The organism is Cardiobacterium valvarum (genome assembly GCF_900460955.1).
GTDB classification, from domain to species: domain Bacteria; phylum Pseudomonadota; class Gammaproteobacteria; order Cardiobacteriales; family Cardiobacteriaceae; genus Cardiobacterium; species Cardiobacterium valvarum.
In genome coordinates this window covers 372036-391395 of sequence record NZ_UFUW01000001.1, presented here as the reverse complement: position 1 = coordinate 391395, position 19360 = coordinate 372036, and the positions used below count along the sequence as shown (strand labels likewise).

At 56.1% G+C, this 19360-nt stretch carries 19 protein-coding genes, 2 tRNA genes and 1 pseudogene; 5 read left to right on the top strand and 17 right to left on the bottom strand.

Going from position 1 to position 19360, the window contains the following annotated elements; translation table 11 throughout:
* Positions 1-13 precede the first annotated feature (13 nt).
* The 8 genes from DY250_RS01980 to DY250_RS01940 all read right to left on the bottom strand — a co-directional run bounded on the left by DY250_RS01980 (position 14) and on the right by DY250_RS01940 (position 8774).
* Positions 14-3697 (bottom strand): PilC/PilY family type IV pilus protein, encoded by a 3684-nt coding sequence (locus DY250_RS01980; protein ID WP_172542140.1) that lies wholly within the window; start codon positions 3695-3697, stop codon positions 14-16.
* Positions 3698-4127: 430 nt separating this feature from the next.
* Positions 4128-5573, bottom strand: a complete 1446-nt coding sequence (locus DY250_RS01970) for an aminoacyl-histidine dipeptidase (protein ID WP_115610683.1) — start codon at positions 5571-5573, stop codon at positions 4128-4130.
* A gap of 32 nt (positions 5574-5605) precedes the next feature.
* Positions 5606-6601 carry a protease SohB gene (gene sohB / locus DY250_RS01965; protein WP_115610682.1) on the bottom strand — a complete coding sequence of 332 codons (996 nt, stop codon included), beginning with the start codon at positions 6599-6601 and terminating at the stop codon, positions 5606-5608.
* Positions 6598-7344, bottom strand: a complete 747-nt coding sequence (locus tag DY250_RS01960) for a hypothetical protein (protein ID WP_115610681.1) — start codon at positions 7342-7344, stop codon at positions 6598-6600. The genes sohB and DY250_RS01960 overlap by 4 nt, the downstream gene beginning before the upstream one ends.
* Positions 7319-8179: an ABC transporter ATP-binding protein gene (locus DY250_RS01955; RefSeq protein ID WP_115610680.1), complete on the bottom strand. Its 861-nt coding sequence runs from the start codon at positions 8177-8179 to the stop codon at positions 7319-7321. Before DY250_RS01955 ends, DY250_RS01960 begins: the two co-directional genes overlap by 26 nt.
* A gap of 62 nt (positions 8180-8241) precedes the next feature.
* Positions 8242-8412, bottom strand: coding sequence for a 50S ribosomal protein L33 (gene rpmG, locus DY250_RS01950; RefSeq protein ID WP_006986457.1), 171 nt, complete (start codon positions 8410-8412; stop codon positions 8242-8244).
* A gap of 10 nt (positions 8413-8422) precedes the next feature.
* Positions 8423-8659 carry a 50S ribosomal protein L28 gene (gene rpmB, locus DY250_RS01945; protein WP_115610679.1) on the bottom strand — a complete coding sequence of 79 codons (237 nt, stop codon included), beginning with the start codon at positions 8657-8659 and terminating at the stop codon, positions 8423-8425.
* Positions 8660-8698: 39 nt separating this feature from the next.
* Positions 8699-8774: transfer RNA gene (locus tag DY250_RS01940), tRNA-Phe, on the bottom strand.
* Positions 8775-8895: 121 nt separating this feature from the next.
* Here DY250_RS01940 and nagZ point away from each other — a divergent pair.
* From nagZ to DY250_RS01920, 4 genes are read left to right on the top strand one after another with little or no spacing between them, the layout of a single operon-like run.
* The gene (nagZ, locus tag DY250_RS01935) at positions 8896-9903 is read left to right on the top strand and encodes a beta-N-acetylhexosaminidase (protein WP_115610678.1); all 1008 of its coding nucleotides are present in this window, start codon (positions 8896-8898) and stop codon (positions 9901-9903) included.
* 24 nt (positions 9904-9927) lie between these two features.
* Complete coding sequence (locus DY250_RS01930) at positions 9928-10296, top strand: DsrE family protein (RefSeq protein WP_006986460.1); 369 nt, start codon at positions 9928-9930, stop codon at positions 10294-10296.
* A 2-nt stretch (positions 10297-10298) separates the two neighbouring features.
* Positions 10299-10856, top strand: a complete 558-nt coding sequence (locus DY250_RS01925; protein ID WP_115610677.1) for a hypoxanthine-guanine phosphoribosyltransferase — start codon at positions 10299-10301, stop codon at positions 10854-10856.
* The gene (locus DY250_RS01920) at positions 10853-11191 is read left to right on the top strand and encodes a hypothetical protein (protein ID WP_115610676.1); all 339 of its coding nucleotides are present in this window, start codon (positions 10853-10855) and stop codon (positions 11189-11191) included. The genes DY250_RS01925 and DY250_RS01920 overlap by 4 nt, the downstream gene beginning before the upstream one ends.
* Positions 11192-11253: 62 nt before the next feature.
* Here DY250_RS01920 and DY250_RS01915 read toward each other — a convergent pair whose 3' ends face one another.
* The 3 genes and pseudogenes from DY250_RS01915 to DY250_RS13850 all read right to left on the bottom strand — a co-directional run bounded on the left by DY250_RS01915 (position 11254) and on the right by DY250_RS13850 (position 12877).
* Positions 11254-11877, bottom strand: coding sequence for a nitroreductase family protein (locus DY250_RS01915; protein WP_115610675.1), 624 nt, complete (start codon positions 11875-11877; stop codon positions 11254-11256).
* A 31-nt stretch (positions 11878-11908) separates the two neighbouring features.
* Positions 11909-12303: pseudogene (locus tag DY250_RS14835) on the bottom strand (DoxX family protein); the annotation flags it as partial.
* Between the two features lie 421 nt (positions 12304-12724).
* The gene (locus tag DY250_RS13850; protein WP_172542136.1) at positions 12725-12877 is read right to left on the bottom strand and encodes a hypothetical protein; all 153 of its coding nucleotides are present in this window, start codon (positions 12875-12877) and stop codon (positions 12725-12727) included.
* Here DY250_RS13850 and DY250_RS14450 point away from each other — a divergent pair.
* Positions 12866-13282: a hypothetical protein gene (locus DY250_RS14450; RefSeq protein ID WP_147293435.1), complete on the top strand. Its 417-nt coding sequence runs from the start codon at positions 12866-12868 to the stop codon at positions 13280-13282. The genes DY250_RS13850 and DY250_RS14450 overlap by 12 nt on opposite strands.
* Positions 13283-13482: 200 nt before the next feature.
* Here DY250_RS14450 and DY250_RS01900 read toward each other — a convergent pair whose 3' ends face one another.
* The 6 genes from DY250_RS01900 to DY250_RS01880 all read right to left on the bottom strand — a co-directional run bounded on the left by DY250_RS01900 (position 13483) and on the right by DY250_RS01880 (position 19265).
* Positions 13483-14985 (bottom strand): helix-hairpin-helix domain-containing protein, encoded by a 1503-nt coding sequence (locus DY250_RS01900; protein ID WP_115610673.1) that lies wholly within the window; start codon positions 14983-14985, stop codon positions 13483-13485.
* Entirely contained in the window at positions 14982-16541 is a 1560-nt protein-coding gene (locus DY250_RS01895; protein WP_115610672.1) for a protein phosphatase 2C domain-containing protein, read from the bottom strand. The genes DY250_RS01900 and DY250_RS01895 overlap by 4 nt, the downstream gene beginning before the upstream one ends.
* Positions 16542-16543: 2 nt before the next feature.
* The gene (locus DY250_RS01890; RefSeq protein WP_115610671.1) at positions 16544-17587 is read right to left on the bottom strand and encodes a TerY-C metal binding domain-containing protein; all 1044 of its coding nucleotides are present in this window, start codon (positions 17585-17587) and stop codon (positions 16544-16546) included.
* A gap of 9 nt (positions 17588-17596) precedes the next feature.
* Positions 17597-17791, bottom strand: coding sequence for a hypothetical protein (locus tag DY250_RS13585; protein WP_147293434.1), 195 nt, complete (start codon positions 17789-17791; stop codon positions 17597-17599).
* Positions 17792-17916: 125 nt separating this feature from the next.
* A tRNA-Ser gene (locus tag DY250_RS01885) sits at positions 17917-18009 on the bottom strand.
* Between the two features lie 134 nt (positions 18010-18143).
* Positions 18144-19265, bottom strand: a complete 1122-nt coding sequence (locus tag DY250_RS01880) for a lysophospholipid acyltransferase family protein (protein ID WP_115610670.1) — start codon at positions 19263-19265, stop codon at positions 18144-18146.
* Between the last annotated feature and the right edge of the window lie 95 nt (positions 19266-19360).

The following is a 19360-nucleotide window of genomic DNA, read 5'->3' as shown; positions in this document are numbered from 1 at the left end:
GGACATCCTCCTGTTACAACAGGATTTCACGTTTGATGCCGCGAATAAAGGAAGGATCGCCACAACGTTTTCCACCTAATGGCTGGACGTCTACTCTGCCAGCTCCTTCCGTAGGCGTCGTCCCTCCACCAGTAGAAGGATCATCTTCTTGAATAGCTCTTAAATTTCCCCATTTGGATGTTTTAGCAAGGCAGTCATTTCTACCGAGATTTTGTCCAGGATTCTCAAGAGACTCTGCCTCTCCTTGTCCCAAGTTGCCATTAACACCTAACTGCCTTGCATTCGGCTCAACCTTTGCGGTATCAATGATATTTACGGCAGAAGTAATATACCCTTCATCTTTTCCAGCGTGGTTTTGGGCATTACCTCCTTTATCAGTAAAGTATCCACCTCTTTTAATATCCGGACCTGCACCAGTAAAAGCATTTATTGCCATAGTCCAACTTGTACCTTTTGTATCTACACTGGATTCGGACTCATAACAAGTCATTCTAGGATTAGCCTGCGGCGGTAGTTTTGTTTCAACCTCTTTCACGCGATAAATCCTAGTAGAGATAAAAGCCGTGCTGAGCAACATGCCCGGCTGAGACACCGCCTTTTCGGCACTTACTAAGTAGTCACCATCTGTCGAGGATGCCTTCAGCAGGACTTTCCAACCTTTATGTACATTTTTATCAAAACCCGCATCAACGATGTAGCGCTTCTTATCCGACTCAGTAAATGTTTGAGTAAAGAGTGAATCATTGGTCAGGACAGCGGGAGTATCTATGCTCAGATCATCATAGATACCAGCGATCATCTGCTGATTGGTATCTTTAAGATCGTGTTTAAAAACGTCAGATCCGGTACCAAAAACGACAACATAGTTTTTCTCGCTATTGCGATAAACAGCCGGCGCGGCGGTGATTGGCTGTTTTTTATCACCCTTGTAAATCATGACGGCTTTCCAAGTACTGGGCTCACCGCGCAGATCAAAGCGGTACAGATTACCGAACTGATCACCGGCATAAGCCACATCAACAACACCGTTAATATCACTATCTACCAGAAGCGGTGTAGACAATGCTCCCGGGCCAACATCAGGACCAGGCGGTACAGGAATTTTCTTCACTAAAGTCCCCGGCCTATCCCCTTCTGTTAGTGAGCCTGCTCTGGCATTCAAGCCAAATTCCTGACCCATCATCTCATAGACATAAAGAGTTGGCGTTCTGTCGTAAGCATTCACGCCAAGATTGGGCGTAAAGTTACCGGCATCATCATAAACACCTGGTCGATATCCGTTGGCAAGGAAGGCATAGACACGGACACCCGTTTCCAATTTAGGTTTCTTGCTTCCCGCGTCCCATTGGGTAGCAACTTGCGCAATGGTCGGCGAACTGACGGTATAACCCAAGCCATTATTTACACCTTTTTCCGTTTCCCACATCGGAACGGATGTCTGCCATTGGGTCTGCCCACCTGCTTCCATACCTGTGCTTCCGGCACCGTCACGTTTTTCTCCGGCAATAGACAGCGCATAAGCACCACGTCCGCCCTGTCCCATATTACCCATCATGACATATTGCTGTTTAAAGCCCCGTGTTTTGGCAGTCAAAAGCCAGCTGATACCGCCGTTATTCAGATACAAGTGCGGTTTCAGGATATTTTCCTTACCATAGCCATCTTCAGCAATCAACGGCAGCGTTTTACCCACAGTCAGGCTATCATCACTACTTTCACGCTGCATGCCTGCCGGTAAATAATTCAGTTTAAGTGCATACGGTGTCCCTGCGCTCGTGCCCGCAGTAGATTCAAAAATATAGGTCATGCCGTCATTGGCAGCAGTAATGACATATTTTTGCTTACCCGCAACATCTTTGCCCAATGCAATGGTCGGCGTGCCCAAAACATCGCCCATTTGCCGATATACATCACCGGCTGTATCCGTACGGACACGGTATGTTGAGATGCGTCGTGGCGTAATGTTATTAGCGGCATCCTGGATTTGCTTATCCGTTTTACCCGGGTCGCGCAGTATCCATGGCACAAAAGCATCGCGGAATTCCTGTTCGGATGTCAGCGCAAAATCGACTCTGCGAGCAGTATCGGTGGCAGTCAACCAATAGATACCGCTGCCATCAGTTTTGCCGTTATTGACCAGTACGACACGATCATCGTACTTAGCCGGTTTCGGTTTTATAGCTTCGTCAATAGCAGTACCCTTGTCATCGAAGAAATTGAAGAGCATAACGCTAGCCCACTTGTCGGTATCAAGTGACAAGCTGGCTGCGATAGAAGCGATACTGCTACCTGACACAGACGGTGTAGACGTTCCACGGGTTCGTACCGAAGGTGTTTTAGTTTCTTTGGCAATTTCATTCAAGATTTCACCAAAGATCTCTTTCAACCTATTTCCATCGTTAGTCTGATAGTAACAATTGGGACAACTCGCTGCACCGCGCAAATAGGTTATACCATCTGCACTCAAGTCATTACCAAACCCAACTGCGTAAGTGGTAATGAGTTGTTTTGGGAATTTAGGATCATCCCAGTCACCACCTTCGGCATCTTTACTATCATTAGCTTTATCTGGCCTTCCGCCCGACGGTATCAGGTCTTTATCCCTCAATGTATGACTAAACAGTCCTATACCGTTCCATCCTTCACCGTTATACCTGGTTCGACCATAATAGGGGTGATACCAATACTCTTCTCGTGAGCCAGGCAGGGAAAAACGATACCACGGCCCCTCAGATTGGGCATTTTTGTCAATGCCCCATCTTTTGAAGGTTCCATAGTATTTCTTTTCCCAGTCCAAAAAGCCCGTCTCATTAGTATAACGTTCTTCATAGGGATATCCTGGAATTTCATCCGTATTGGCATCACCATCGGATAACACAACAATGTAATTCTTCTGACAACGATATTTGATGTTATCCCTTATTACGCGGATAGCACGGATGTAACGATCCGTAGTTGGTGTATCTAGATAGGGAGAAAGCGAATTTACATAATCGCGCATCTCAGCCGCAGTCCCTACAAAATCAACCGGCGCAGGAATAGCGTATGTCTTATATCTATTATCCCAGTATGACCAGATTCCAGGAATTTGCCATTCTTCGGTATCGAACCACCTACCCCAATCTGGTTTCCCCCCCATAAGATGGCGCTTTTCGGTACCCCATAATGAATAGAGACTCCAATTTACTTTCCCATCATAGCTATCCAGGATAGCGTGCATTCCATCAATAGCTACCTGCATTCGCGTATCGGCACTAAAAGTTACATACCGTCTTGGTCTTGCACCATTCGACTCACTTCCCGAAATGTTACCCCGGTTATTGACATCATAAAATATATAAAAGCATTTATCCCTATGGGTGCGATTGTATTGCACACTCCATGAACAATCCCTGTTCAGCGCCCAGTTCTTATATCTGCGGCCAGGAACATAATTAATCCCCTGTTGCATACTGCCCGAGTCATCAATAAAAAACATAACATTGGGGCGCACGCCTGTTGCTCCGGCTTTAACCGAATAACTGTTGAATTGCGGGGGGCGCGGCAGGAAGGGAGAAGTCCGCTCATCCGTTGTAGCAGCGGGCGGCGGCGTTGGTGTTGTTTGTGCTATGGCATATTGTTGACAGACTACGCCCACGACCGTGGTCAGCAATAGCGGACGAAGAGGAATTCCCATTTTTCTCTGTGTTTTCATCATGTGCTCCATGTTTTTGGTGCCGCATGGGGCATGCGGCAAGGTGTATATTCAAATCATTAAGCAAGAACGATGCCAATGCTTTTTCTGCTTTATTTCAGATAGTTGCACAAAACCTCTGTGCTTGCAGCAGATTTTACCCGTCATTGTCGGGCTACATCAAACTCCTATATATCACGTTAATTTCCAAGGAATTATCACAAACTCCTTGCCTAAGGATGATACTGTTCTCGTTAGCCAGTTTCAGGAAATACGCTGTGAAGACTGCGTGCTGCGCATAGTACAGCCAGTACAACAGGGCCGCCAACAGGTCCAGATTATTTCTTGAGAAGCGACGAACCCCAGCGGCCATACCGCTTGGCAGGCCCGGTATTTGCGCCGCCTGGCGAAACGGTCATCTCAGCAAGCGGCGTAATTCTGGCGTGGAAGTCTGTTATTGACTTTGTAGAAATATTCGCAGCCAGCGATTACTGCGTTCTACGCTAGCAATATTGACTTTTTCGTCTGGAGAGTGCGGCGAGACGATGGTCGGACCTAAGGAGGCCATTTGCCAGTGCGGGTATTTGGTGAGAAGAATACCGCATTCGAGGCCAGCGTGTACGGCTTTGACCGGTATATTGTCACCGTAGATGGTGGCGCCAATTTTTTTCAGTTTTTCAACGAGGTCGGAGTGCGGCAAGGGTTGCCAGCCAGAGTACGCGCCGCTGTATTCACTGCTGCCGCCGGCAAGGCTGACGAGTTGTGCAATGCGTGCAGCAAGATCGTCGCGGGCACTATCCACCGAGGAGCGCAGCATGCAACTGATGTGCAAGACATCGTCCTTGATTTTGGCGACAGCGAGGTTGTTAGAGGTTTCAACCAGGCCAGGGATGTCAATGCTCATGCGATCCACGCCGTTGTGCAGGTTACGCAGGACGCCGATAACTTGGGCCGTGCTTTTTTCGCTGAGGGCGCGGCTGATGGTTTCGGCAGGTTCGAGGCTGATGTGCAGGGTTTGGTCTTCTGGGGGCAGTTCGTTGCGGATGTGAGTGGTCAGTTCTTGCAGGTTTTGTTGCGCAGTGGCAAGGTTGCCGCCGTTCAAGGCGACGAGGGCATCCGCTTCGCGCGGAATGGCGTTGCGCAGGTTGCCGCCTTCCAGGTTGACAATACGCAGGGCATTTGCCGCGTCATCCTGTAAGGCTTGCAGGGCGCGAGCGAGAATTTTGATGGCGTTGCCGCGTTGCAGGTGGATTTCGCCACCAGAGTGGCCGCCTTTGAGTCCGCGTACATGCAGGTGGTAGCCTTGGCCGGCAAGGGATTCGTATTGCAGCGGTAGGGTATAGCTGCCATTGACGGCACCGGCGCAGCCGATGCAGAGTTCGCCTTCGTCTTCGTAGTCGAGGTTGAGCAAGATGCTGCCTTTCAGCCAGCCCGCCTGTACTTTCAGCGCACCTTCGAGGCCGGTTTCTTCACTGGCGGTGAAGAGGCCTTCCAGCGGTGGGTGGCTGAGGGTTTTGTCTGCAAGCACAGCCAGGATCATCGCCACCCCGATGCCGTCATCAGCGCCGAGGGTAGTGCCGTCAGCGTGAACCCAGTCACCATCTACGATAGTGCGGATAGGGTCTTTGCTGAAATCGTGGCTGGAATCTTTGTTTTTTTGCGGCACCATGTCGAGGTGCGCTTGCAGGATGACGCCCGGCTCGTTCTCGCGCCCCGCGCTCGCCGCTTTACGCACCAGGATGTTGCCGCGCGCATCGCGTTCCGCTTCGAGGCCGAGGCGCTTCGCTTCATCGAGGATGTATTGTTCGACAGCTTCTTCCTGGTGTGTGGGGCGGGGGATTTGTGTCAGCTGGTGAAAGTATTGCCAAACCGCACGAGGTTCAAGTTCGGTTATGTTCATGACAGTGCCTTTTTGTGTGTGGGAAGGGAGTGTCAGCGGAGGCGCGCTTTCAGCGGGCGGGCGCTGATGTTGCCAAGAAAGCGTTGTTTGAGTTTGTCGTACCAGCGCTGTTTGCTTTTTACTTCGAGTTGCAGCAGCTGGTAGCTGTGCAGGTGGGCGAGGATGTAATCGTCGCTGGTGCCGACAGCGTCAATCAGGCGGTTTTCCACGGCTTGTGCACCATACCACGTTTCCCCGGTCGCCAGCGCGTCAATATTCAGCTGCGGGCGGTAGGTGTGGATGTGCTGTTTGAAGAGGTCATGGGTGACGGCGAGTTCGTGACGGAATTGTTCGCGGTCAGCTTCGCTATTTTCACCAAAGACTGTCAGGCTGCGCTTGTGTTCACCAGCGGTGTGTTCTTCGTAGCGGATGCGGTGCTGTTTGAGCAGTTCGTTGAAGTTGGGTAATGCGCCAACGACGCCGATGGAACCCAGAACGGCAAAGGGGGCGGCAATGATTTCGTTACCGATGCAAGCCATCATGTATCCGCCGCTGGCGGCAACCTTGTCTACGGCGACGGTGAGCGGGATTTGCCGCGCGCGCAGGCGGGCGAGTTGCGAGGCGGCAAGGCCGTAGGCGTGGACGAGGCCACCGCCACTTTCCAGACGGAGAAGGACGCGGTCTTCAGTACTCGCGACCTGGATGACGGCGCTGATTTGTTCGCGCAGTTGGGTGACAGCGGAGGCTTCAATGTCGCCATCGAAATCCAGGACGAAGATGCGCGGTTTTTGTGCATTTGCTTCGTCTTTTTCAGCCTGTTTTTGCGCTTTCTGCCGCGCTTTCAGGGCTTTTTTATCAAGCAGGACTTCGTAGAGGAGGTCTTGTTGTTCTTCGTAGTATTCGTTCAACGAACGGACTTCGAATGTGTCTTCATCCTCGTTGTTATCCCGCTTGGCCACAGCAATGCCAACAACGGTCAACAGCAGGCAAATCAGGATAGTCAGCGTTTTGGCCAGGAACAGGCCGTATTCAAGAAGGAAAGTCATCATCGGGTATCTCGTGTCCAAAGGAGGGGCATCAAGGTGATAAAGAGCAGGCTGTGCATGGCGATGTATATCAGCGTCTGCATCGTGGCAATGCCACGATAAAGCAGACCGAGGTGTTCAAAGGGTGAGAGCCAGCGCAGAATCTCTACCAACCACGGTGGGGTTGTTGTCAGTACGGGCAAGAGCCACAGCAGCAGCCAGATGAGTGCCAGCAGTAATGAAGCAGGCAGCGGCTGTTTCTGCGAGGCGGAGATGGTGAGCGAGAGCAGTGCCGCATAAAGGGCAACAAAGATTTGCGCCAGAAGCAGCGCCAGGAGCAGCTTACCGTCCCACAGGTTGCTGCGTGCAATCCAGGCAACGGTCAGCCAGAACGGCAGGGTAAGCAGGGTAAGCGCACTCAACAGCACAACGGTTTTACTGATGAGTAAGCGAGGCAAGCCGCCACGCACACCACGCAGTAATACGTCGGTATGCCAGAGTTTTTCGCCCGCAAGGCTGCGGGCGCCGAAGTAAATCGTCCACAGAATCATCAGCCATTGCAGCAACTGCGCCGCACTGCCAAGCAGGGTTTCCGTCGCGCCGCGCCGATTTTCCAGTCCTGCCAGTTTGGGAGCGATCGCTTGGTATTCCACTAGGCCACTAGCGAGATATAGGCCGAGCGCCAGCCATGATGCGGTAAGGGCGACAAAGAAGGCTGGTGTCGCCAGCAGGCGGTATTCTTTATGTAACAGGCTGCGCCACAGCATTGAGTTGTTCCTGAAAAGCTTCGCGTGGATATGCGGGGTAGTATGCGCAGATGCCGGGATATGCCGCAAGGCGCTGCCACAGTGATTGACGAGCAGCATCACTACCATCGTAGGCAAACGCAGCAAAGCGCCCGTCCAATAGTGTTGGCTGAGGTAAGGCCTGTGCCTGTGCGGTGTTATCGCAAGCGACCCATAAATGAGGGCTATCCACACGCGGGATAGGTATTTCCTGCAATACACCGTTGTCCAAGTAATAAACGCGGTGTGCGGTCGCCAGCACTTCGTCCCAGTCATGGCTGGTCATCAGTACGCAGCAACTGTCTGCCAAACCAGCTAAAAGCGGGCGCAGCAGCAGACGCTGGTCACTGTCTAAACCATTGGTGGGTTCATCCAAAACCAGCAGCGACGGCTTGTGAATCAGCGCCTGCGCCAAACCAACCCGTTGCCGGTAGCCGTGCGATAACTCACCGCAGCGTTTATGCGCCACCGCGTGCAGGTCGCAGCGCTGCACGGCATCAGCCAATGCAGTTTTACTGTCACGCACACCGCGTATCTGCGCACATGTCTGTAAAAATTCGCGCACCCGCCACTGCGGATAAAGTGGCGCCTTGTCCGGCAAATAACCCAGCCAAAAAGCGGGCAAACCTGCTTGATAGTGGATACTGCCAGCATCCGGCATCAGCGCCCCCGTCAAGATTTCCAGCAACGTAGTTTTGCCTGCACCATTACCGCCAATCAGTGCAACCACTTCGCGAGGATGCAATTCCAATGATGCATCGCGCAGGATTGTTTGCCTGCTGCGGCGTAAGGCGAGGTGTTGAGCAGAAAGAAGCATACGGGGTAAATATAGGCTATAAAAAAACCCGCCAGCGCGGGTTTCTTGAATAGGTGCCGCGATTACTTAATCTTGGCTTCTTTATACATAACGTGTTTGCGTGCTACCGGATCAAATTTCTTAATTTCCATTTTTTCCGGCATGTTGCGTTTATTCTTGGTCGTGGTATAGAAGTGTCCAGTACCTTCGGAGGAAACAAGGCGGATTTTTTCACGAGCAGTTTTCTTAGCCATGTTTTACTCCTTACACCTTTTCGCCACGTGCACGAATTTCTTGCAGAACCGCATCAATACCTTTTTTATCAATGATGCGCATACCGTGAGTAGAAACTTTCAATTTAACAAAGCGGTTTTCACTTTCAACCCAAAAGCGGTGTTCTTGAATATTGGGGAGAAAACGACGTTTATTTTTATTATTTGCGTGGGAAACGGTGTTGCCGACCATCGGCTTTTTACCGGTCACCTGGCAGATGCGGGACATAGCCGGACCTCATTCAATCTTTGAAAATACGGAAAATGGTGGTGGCCAAGGGCGGAATCGAACCACCGACACGCGGATTTTCAATCCGCTGCTCTACCAACTGAGCTACTTGGCCGTGGAAAGGACGCGCATTAAACAGGAAATCACGGAAACGGTCAAGCACTATTTACGCCATTTGTCTCAAACCGGACCTAGGCACCGCCATGTTAAAATCATGTTATTTATTCGGAGCAGACATGAGCGCAGTCATTATTGGCATTGCAGGCCCTCAGCTACAACCCCAAGATATCGCACAACTGAAGCAATCTGCCTGCGCGGGCGTGATTCTGTTTAGCCGTAATTACGAATCGCCGCCACAATTGCAAGCACTCTGCACCGCCATCCGTGATACGCGTCCCGACCTGCTATTGTGTGTTGATCACGAAGGCGGGCGTGTACAGCGCTTCCGTGCTGGATTTACCGCCATTCCCGCTGCGGCTGCCTTTGGCTGCTGTTTCGACCACCGGCCGTTGCTTGCCTGCCAACTGGCTGAGGCAGCGGGAACCGTTATCGCCTACGAGCTGCGTCAGTACGACATTGACTTCAGCCTTACCCCCATTCTGGATCTTGCCGACCCTGTCTCGACGGTCATTGGTGACCGTGCCTTTCATGCCAATCCTGCCGTCGTCGCCATCCTTGCCGATGCTCTGCGGCGCGGTCTGCACAAACTTGGCATGACGGCTGTCGGCAAACACTACCCCGGTCACGGCCGGGTGAGCGGTGATTCGCACCACACCCTGCCGCACGACCTGCGCGATCTTGCCGAACGCGAAGCCGATCTTTATCCCTTCCTGCATCAAATCAAAAGCGGTATCGAAGCACTGATGCCCGCGCACATCGTCTATCCGCACATTGACGAACGTCCGGCTGGATACTCGCCGCAGCACATTGCCGCGTTACGTCACTACGGCTTTGACGGTGCCATTATCAGCGATGACCTCGACATGGCTGGCGCACAGGGTATTGCCGACCCCGGCGAACGCATCCAGGCCGCGCTTGCTGCCGGTGCCGATGTGACACTGATGTGCAACGACCTTGCCGCAATCCGTCAGGCACTGAGCCGCGACTACCACCTGCCCGATGCAGCCAACAGCGCGCGCCGTCTCGCCGCCCTGCACGCCCGCCCCATCGACACTGCATCCGCCGCCGCACACTACCGTGCCGCGCAGGAACTGCTGCAAGCTCACGCCGCCGACCTCGTATAATGCGCGCCTGACCCGGAGTCCCTAATGGCAGAAAAACTCGTCATCATCATCCTCAATAGCGACCCGCAAAACGGCGCCGAAATCCTCGAACCCGTCTATCACGCGACTATCGCCGCTTCCATGGATTATCACACCGAAATCATCCTTGCCGGCCGTGCGGGCGAACTCGCCATCCGTGGCGTCGCCGACAAAATCGAATCCCCGCGCAAAAGCGGCGAGACCCTTTATGACCTCATCAAAGAAGCCTACCAGAGCGGCGTCGTCATCAAAGCGAGCAAATTTGTCGTGCAAAAATGGGGCGACAACCTCATCGCCGAAGTGAGTGAAGTCGTCAGCGGCGGCTACATCGTTGGCGAAATCATGAACAGCAACACCACAACCCTGAGCTACTGACCATGCAACACCTCAGCAACCAAGAACTCGAAAATGTCCTGCGTAACAGCGAATGCCTGATTGACAGCGGCCGCATCAATGCCGCCTACGACCACCTCGCTGCGCAACTCAACCTGCACTACGCCGGCCTCAACCCGCTTATCCTCATCGTCATGAACGGCGGCCTCATCCCGGCAGGTCAGCTACTCACCCGCTTCTCCTTCTTCCATCGCATGGACTACCTGCACGCCACCCGCTACCGCGACAACGCGGCGAGCGATGACCTGGTCTGGAAAATGCGCCCGTCTGCGCCGATAGCAGGTGAACACATCCTGCTCATCGACGACATCTTCGACGAAGGCATCACCATCAAAGCCATCATTGACGACCTCAAGGCGCAGAACCCACAAAGCTTGCGCTGCGCCGTACTGCTCAACAAAAAACACGAGCGCAAGGTCGCCGGCTGCAGACCCGACTTCGTCGGCTGTGAAGTCGAAGACCGCTACATCTACGGCTGTGGCATGGACTATCACGGCTACCTGCGCCACCTGCCGGGCATCTACGCCCTCAAACAGGCATGACGACGCGTATCCTGCTCGCTGCCCTGTTTGCCCTCGGCGGCTGCACCCAAAGCGACTACTACGGCAACTACTACGACAGCAGCACCGTCACCTACGGCATGGCGGGCAACACCATGCGCAGCGAAAACAGCGGCTATTGGCATGAAAGCGGCATGACCACGCCGCAAGCCGACGTCGCCATCTGGAACGACAACGTCCGCATCAATATCGACAGCAACCCGCCGCGCATCGGTCGTCATCGCCGTGCCAACCCCTGCTACATCGAGCGCACCGTTTACCAGCGTGGCCGCCCGATGACCATCTTGCAGCCCTGCGACCAGTCACCTTACTACTGACCATCACGACAGTCGCACACAAAAAAGACGGCGCGAAGCCGTCTTTTTTATGCGGTGAATCCTCACAGCCCATGCACACGCAGGCGCGGCGCGATGTCTTCGTATTTTTTCTCACCTGCCGGGGCAGCGATGCCGCCGAAGACAAGTTCGGCGCGCAGTTGCCAGTTGCCGGGGATGTCCCAGGTTTTCGCCACTTCGACATCAATCAGCGGGTTGTAGTGTTGCAGATTGGCACCGATACCGGCGGCGGCAAGCGTCGTCCAGATGGCGTACTGGTGCATGGCGTCGGCGTGATCCGCCCAGACGGGGAAGTTGTCGGCATAAGCGGGGAATTGCGCTTGCAGACTTTCGACGACGCTTTTGTCTTCATAGAAGAGCACGGTGCCGGCAGCGGCGCGGAAGCCTGCCAGTTTTTGTGCGGTCGGCGCGAAGTTTTCCGCCGGAACGATGGCGCGCAGGGCGTTTTCGGCAATGTCCCACAGCTTTTCATGCTCTGCGCCGAAAAGGACGAGCAGGCGGGTTGATTGGCTATTAAACGCGGAAGGCGTATGGCGCAGGGCGTGTTCGATGATGGCAGCCACGTCAGCGGCGGGCAACGGCAGGTTGCGGTTCAGTGCATACACCGAGCGGCGCGTTTCGGCGGCTTGTTGCAGGCTTTGGTAGTCCGCTTTCTTGTTGAAAAACATGACGGTTTCTCCCAGGTTGATGAATGACTTGGCGGCGTGATTGTAGTTCGTTATCCAGCGACAGGCTACCGCCACCCGCTGCCGCGAAATAGAGGAAGATGAAGCTGAACAGCACCGCCGGTTCACCGCCGTTCAGCAGCGGGAAGAGGGCATTCGCCTTGGCGTGGAAGATGAAGTAGGCAACCGCCATTTGCCCGGAAAGGAGGAAGGCGACGGGGCGGGTGAAAAGGCCGAGCAGGAGCAGTGCCCGCCGAAGAGTTCCAGCGCGGCAGCAACGTCAAAGATGCTGTGCCAACGGAAATACGCAGCAACGCTGGCATCAGGAAAGGCAAATACTTTGGATGTGCCGTGCAGGATGAAGAGGTCAGCGCAGACGATGCGTACCAAGGAAAGGATGAGGTTTTGATAAGGAGCAAGAAATCGCATGGAGATAATCCTTGATTGATGAAAGAGCGGTGCAATATAGAGATCCGTCCCTTTACCCATAGGTATCTACCCATCTCCACCCCGAACAACCCATGCGGCCCCCCTTATCTTTTCCGGTGTCATAAAGTCCAATAATTCCTGCGTTTACAATAGCTTAAACATCCCTTCCGGGAGCGCGGGAGCGGTAATCTCACGCCCCTTCTTCGTCTGTCGGCCCGATAGCCGCATCAGGAACTCACACAGCCGCCGCCCCCCCGCTTCGCTCCGGTCACTTTGCAGCCGCCATACCTGCAGGCAGCTTTGCGCCACAATCAGCAACCGCTTGCAAATCCTTCCCCCCGTTTCCTGCTACCAGCCCTCCACCCGGTAGCCCGCGCTCTTCAACAGTTTGCAGTAGCTCTCGATCCGCCAGCGGTAGTCGTCATACTGTGCCGCTTCCCGCGCTGTAATTCCCGCATTCGTCAGCAGTATCCACGGCGCCATCGTCTTCCCCGCCGTCTTCAACCGCACGCAGTTCATTTTTGCTTTCAGCGGGGTATGCCGCCTTTTGCCCCGCCTGGCATTGGATTTCCACGTCAATACAACTTCCGTCCCACCACTTCCAAAGCCGAAAAGCGAGGCGGCACGCGAACTGCGGGCGCTTGCGCTGACACTCACGGACAGTAGCAAAGACCGCTTTACCACGAACCTGCATGACTGGCTGACGTGGCACGAAACCTTCTTGAACGAGCGCGGCGTAAATGCGGAAACAGGCAAGTCGCACTACACACATAAGAAGCTGCGTAGTGCTTGCAACAGCCTGAAGCGGCATCTTCCATGGCTGTTTAGCTTTGAGGATTTTCCTGAGCTGAACATCCCGAACACGACCCACCTGCAGGAAGGGAAATTCGGCGACACGAAGCGGCTTTTGAAGTGCCATCACGGGTTAAAAAAGGAGAATAAAGTACGGTTTATAAAGGCTTATTTTTCGAAGGAATAGTCTCAAAAGCCCCCGTTTTGTCCATTACACCGTTTTTTACGTATCCTTGATAGCTGCGGACAAGGCGCTTGTCGGTTTGGGGTAGTGTAGGTTCATTGTGTGTATGGTCGCTGGGTTTGAGTTGGGTAGATACCTATGGCTGCTTGGCGGCTCTAGTATTTCCGCTGCTTGACGGGCCCAGTGTTTATCCCGCTTGACGGCTATGCCCCCGCCATCTGCACCATCAGCAGGCGGCCGCCTTCGCCTTTTTGCAGGAGGATTTGCGCGCCTTCTTCCAGTTTGATTTTGCCACCGGGCGGGATGGCGGTTTTGCCTTGTACGTCGTAGCACTCCGGTAGTTGTTCGTTAACCAGCCACCAGTCGCCATTATGCTGCACGAAGTAGCCGACGCGTTTGGCATCCGCTGCCGCGAGTTTTTCGTTGGGGAAGACGCGGCTGTCGGCATGCCAGCGGAAGAGGGACTGGCCGCTATAGACCATGATGCGGTGGTTATCCGGGCGGTAACTGCCGCCAGGCGCCTGCGAGTAGAGGTTCAGGACCGGCAGTTTGCCGCTATGCGCCGTGCCGCAGAAGGGGCAGCGCGGGCTGCGGCTGTTGTCGAAAGCGTACCACTTTTGCTCGCATTGATCGTTGCCGCAGGGTTGCAGCAGGTCAACGGTTTTGACGAGGGCGTGTTCCCATTCGTCGGCGGTCGGGCGTGCAGGCGGGTTGTGCAGGCCGTCAATGAAGGCGCGCTCGAAGAGTCCCGCGATGTAGGGGCCGCACAGGGTGTAGGGGGTTTTCGCGGTGTCTTTCCACGGCAGTTCGCTCGCTTTGAGTTGTGCGGTTTTGATGCGGTTGCTCGCGTCCGTCGGGTGTTCGATGAAGAGGGCGTGGCTGCCCATGCCCAGTTCTTCGTCGCGCTGGCTGTCGTTCGCGTCGTGGATTTTGTCGCCCCGGAGCGGGTGACGGTAGAGCAGGTACATGTAAATGAGGACGGCCAGCGCGTGCAGGTCGGTGCTGCGGCTCGGCAGTTTGCGTTTGGGGTCGTCTTTGTCGAGGTGGGCGGTTTCGACGACTTCCGGGGCGATGAAATCCGGGGTGCCAACCACGGTCGGCGGGTGTTTGCCGGGGACGACGAGGCCGTCGATGTCGATGAGGCAGGCTTGTCCCGTGGTCGGGTCGATGAGGCAGTTTTTGTAGCCGAGGTCGCTGTGTGAGAGGCCGGCCATGTGCATGCGGCGCACGGCGCGCGCCAGCATGATGCAGATTTTCAGGTGGCGCATCCAGTCGCCGAGTTCGCGCGGATCGAGGAATTTATTGCGGTTGCTAGCGCTTGCGAACCATTTGCCGTCTTTTTCTTTTCCCTTGATGTTGAGCATGTCGTGGTTTCTGCTGCCGTACTGGAAGAAGAAGTTGCGGCGGTAGAAGGGGACAACGACGCCGAGGCGGTTGTCGTATTCGACGACGGCGGTCGGCCAGCAGTAGAGGTTTTTCAGGTAGTCGCCGCCTTCCTGATTGAAGATGCGCTCGCGGTATTGGCCGGTGATCATTTCCAGCCGCTCGCGCGTGGCCAGGTCGGCTTTGTCTCGGAAGAAAGCGACGACATAGTCGCCATCCGGCGAGAATTTGACGTCTTTCATGCCTCCCTGGGCTTTGACTTCGTCGATGAAGCGGATGGTCTGGCCGTTGGTGGCGGTGAGGGTGATGATGTTTTTGTTCATGCGCTTTCCTTGGCGGCGGGGATGAGGAGGGCAATGGTGCGGTCGTCATGGTTGCCTCTGGACCAGAAGTCCAGCCAGTCAAGCAGGGCGGTATCGGGCGTTGGATCGGCGAGCGGGGTTTTTAGTTCTTGCCACAATGCCTGCCACAGTGCGGGGTTTTTTAGACCAGCGTCGGTTTCGAATTTGGGGTCGGAGACGCCGTCGGTCATGAGGATGAGGGTGTATAGCGCACTGTCGTTGTGGTGGCGGATGCGGCGAGTGATGTCGGCTTCGTCAAGCTGGGCACGGCTGAGGAATTGGGTTTCGCCGGAATAGGCACCGCTGTCGGCTTCGCCGAGCAGGTGCAGGGTGCCGCTTTCCAGCTGCCACAGGGCGGCGGCACCATCGCCAACCTGGTAGGCGGCGTGGTACCAGCTGCCGTCCGGCAAGGCGACGGCAAGGCCGATGAGCAGGGTGCAGGAGAGGCTTTTGGTTTCGAGGCCGTGTTGTTGTGCGGCTTCGAGGTGGGCTTTGTGTGCGGCGTGCAGGGCGTGGCTGATGAGGTTGGCGGCGATTTTTTCGCGCTGCGCAGGGTCGGCGTCGGCGAGTCTGCGGTGAGGTTTGTCAGGGTCGTCCAGCAGGGCGCAGATGGTGTTTTTCACGGCCTCAACCGCCAGTTGCGAGCCGTAGCGGGAATGGGCGGCACTGCCGGCCCCGTCGGCAACGGTAAGGAGGTGCAGGCCGCTTGCTTCGTGGTAGTGGAGGCGGTAGTCGTCATCGCAGTAGCTGCCGATGTGGGCGTGTGAGCGACCCCGTTGGCGGGCGGCGATGAGGCGGCCATGCGGGGTGGTTTGTTCTTCGTGGGCGCTGTCGGGTTTGGCAAAGGGGGCGTCCTGGTCAGAGGGCAGGTTTTGCCACAGGCTTTTCGGATCGGGGTTGATGTGCAGGTTGAGGTGGGTGCCGATTTCTTTGCCGTTGTCGAGCAGGATGAGGCGGATAGTCAGGTCGCCGCTCACGGTCGGTGTGCCGTGGATGCGGCGGGTGTCGTCATCCCAAGTGAGACCGCTGTCGGCAGTTTCGATGGTAAGGCTGGTGATGGGCAGGTCGGCGGGCAGGGTGTGTGCGTAGGGCTGTCCCTGGTTGGCGTTCGGCAACGGCGGCAGGTGGATGGCCGGGGTTTCTGCGGCGGTAGGCGTGGGGGTGGCGGGGTGCAGGGGCATGGCGGTGTCCGGGGTTGAGGGGGCAAGCGGGGCGAATTCGTCGTCTGTTTGCGGGGTTTCTTGGGTGGTGCAGGCGGTCGCTGTGGTTTCGCTGGCGGTTTGCTTGTCGTCCTCTTCTTCGTGGGGGCGGGGGACGGTCACCTCGTCCGCCATATCGTCTGGATTGTCGGCAAGCGGGGAGGGGTTGTTGGCGATGACAGCGTCCTCCGGCAGGTTATGCGCCGCCTGTTCTTTGTTGAGCTGGCGCTGCCAGGCCTGCATGAGCTGGGCGATGAGGTTCTGGTGGTTGGCGATGAAGCGGGCAAGAATTTCGTCGTCGGCGTGGTGCAGCCACTCTTTGAGCGTCTTCGGGGTCATGGTCAGCCTCGTGAGCGGGCGATGTCGAAGTCGCCTTCGGCACTACCCATGTAGATGGTTTGGTTGCAGCCGGGACAGGTGACTTCTCCGTCTCCGTCTACGCAGAAGACTTGCCCGCAGGAGCAGGTGGCGAGGCCGTATGTCGCGCCACAGTGGGGGCAGCCGCCGCCTCCTTCGAGCATGGAGGCGGCGATGGTGTTGGCATTGGCGCGTGTGTCCGACCAGTCGAAGTAGTCTTTTTCCGCCGGATAGACGCCGACATAGCGGTACACCTGCGGCGCCTGTTTGGTGAAGAAGGGGATGTCGCCGATGTCGGGCATCCGTTCGTATTTCATCAGATACGGCAGGCGCGTTTTGGCGCAGAGACCGGTGATGATGACGTAGTTTTCGTCCAGCGCGGCAGCAGCCATCGCGTCTTTGACGAGGCTGAGCGCCGGGCTTTCGTTTTTGTCGAGCGTCAGCGGCACGTCCACGCCAAGGCTTTTGCTTTGCGCGGAGACGGAGGTGGAGATCCAGTTGATGAAGGTGCGGAAGTCGTCTTCGTCGTTGTTGTCAAGCCGCAGTGTGTGGTCGCTGATGGTGCTCAGGGCGCCGAGGTCGGCGAAGGGGCCGATGCCGATGCTGACCAGCGTCGCGCGCTTTTTGTAGTCGCGCTGCCAGCGGGCAATGGCGGCGGTAGGGTTGTCGGTCGCCTTGCCGTCGGTCATGAGGTAGATCATCGGCTTGTAATCGCCTTTTTGCGTGGGGCTGTTGGCGATAACGTTGTTTTTGATTTCGGCCATGACGTGTTCGAGTGCGGTGCCGAGGGAGGTACCGGAGCCGATGGGCAGGCGCGGCGGGTAGAAGGCGAAGAGTTCGGTGAGCGGCGCAATGGTGCGCGCGACGCCGGCAAAGGCGATAACGCCGAGGTGCACGGTTTCAAGTGCATACGGATCGGCACGCAGGGCTTTGATGAGGCGGTCGATACCTTCCTGCATCTGGCGCAGGTTGTCGCCAGCCATACTTTCGGAGATGTCGATAACGAGGTAAACGGGGAGGCGGCGCATGGGGGTTCCTTAGGGTTGGGGGAGGGCTGTTGCGGTGCGGCGGATGAGGGCGATACCACTGAGCAGGGTCATGATGATGAAGTAGGTGGCGAGCTCAGTGTAGTGCGGATAGGCACGGGGCGGTAGAGGAGCACATAGCCGACGGCGAAGAGTAGCAGCGCGGGATGAGTGTAAAGCCGCGAAACGGGTGATGAGTTCGGACATAGGCAGACAGGCGGTGAATCTGCGCGCAATGATAGCAAAGACGCCTGCCGGAGCAGCGGGCAAAAATCCGCATCATCTGCCATTCGGATACAAAAAAACCACCGCTGACGGTGGTTCTGTTGTTCTGGCGGAGAGGGGGGGATTCGAACCCCCGATAGAGCTATAAACTCTATACTCCCTTAGCAGGGGAGCGCCTTCAGCCTCTCGGCCACCTCTCCATTGAAAGAGGCGCGCATCATACAGGCGCTTGCCGGCAATGTAAAGCGGATGCATCAGGGCCCGTTGATACCCAACTTTGCGGCAGCGTTTTGCCGCAAGAATCCGCTGCACGGATCAAACGTCAACAGGCAGCTTATTCGTCTGCCACATGATCCGCAGCGGCGTCGGGATGTTCTGCCAGCGGCACGGGCGCCGGTTCGGGATAGTAATACCAGCCGCAGATGCCGAGGATGAGCCACAGCAGCGCAGGCAGCGGCGCGTAGTAGCAAGCAGTGAGCCAAAGGAGTATTTGCGGCACGACGGCAGCAGCGCCGCCGAGGACGCGGAAGAAGGTGGTGTTGTTACGGCCGTCAGCAGCGCGCCCGGCGAGTAACGCTGCGGCGGCGACAAGCGGGAAACCGAGGGCAAACAGCACTTTGGCCCACGGGCGGTGTTCCGCTTTGCTGGCGCGGAGGTCTGCGGTATCGGCGGGCGGGTAGGCACGGGTAACGAGCCAGGTGGCGGGGAGCGGTTTTTCCGGACAGTTTTGCGCGGTGTTTTCTGCCGCCTGGGTACGCAGGAAGACGGCACCGTAATCCGCACCGTCGCGCGCCCCCCGCCAGGCCCGTGCCTGGATGCGGTTAAAGGCAGCGTTGTCGGCGGCGTTGACGCTGATGTAGTCCAGGGCATCGGCGAGTTCCGCCTGCAAGTCGGCGATGCTTTCACCCAGCGGACGAAAGGCGGTGCCGACGATGATGCTGACGCGGCTGCGGAAGCCGTCCGGCTTGCTGTAATAGGCAGCTAACGGCTGCACGTCGAAATCCACCCCGGCGGTTTTGAGGCGGGCGACGATGACTGCCATGCCGTTGTGGTAGGGCAAGGGATGCGCCTGCCAGGCGCTGGTGCCTTCGGGGTAGAGACAGAGGCTGCCGCCGTTCTTGATTTGCGCGATGGCAGCGCGCACCGGCGAGGGTACGGCGTTGGCAGCGATACCGTAGCGGATGCGGTCTTTGTCGCGCACTACCGGAATACCGGCGAAGAAGAGTCGCAAATACCAGTGGCGCAGCAGTTGGATGGAGATGAGCGAAGGCGCATCGCCGAGGGCGGCCATGTAGATTTGCCCGTCGATCGCGCCGTTTCTGTGGCTGAGGAGAAAGAGGGTCGGGCGACGGCTGACGTTATCACCGCGCACGCTCACGCGGCGATAGTAGAGGGTGCGGACGAGCCAGCCGAGGAAGCGGCAGCGGCGCGGCAGGGTAAGCGGCGAGGTGGTCATAAGCAGAAGCGGTAGTGAAGGTTGACAGATTATAGGGCCGTCGTCGCAGACGGAGGTGTTGATTGCTGTGGCTAATTAACAGCGCATGTTATCTA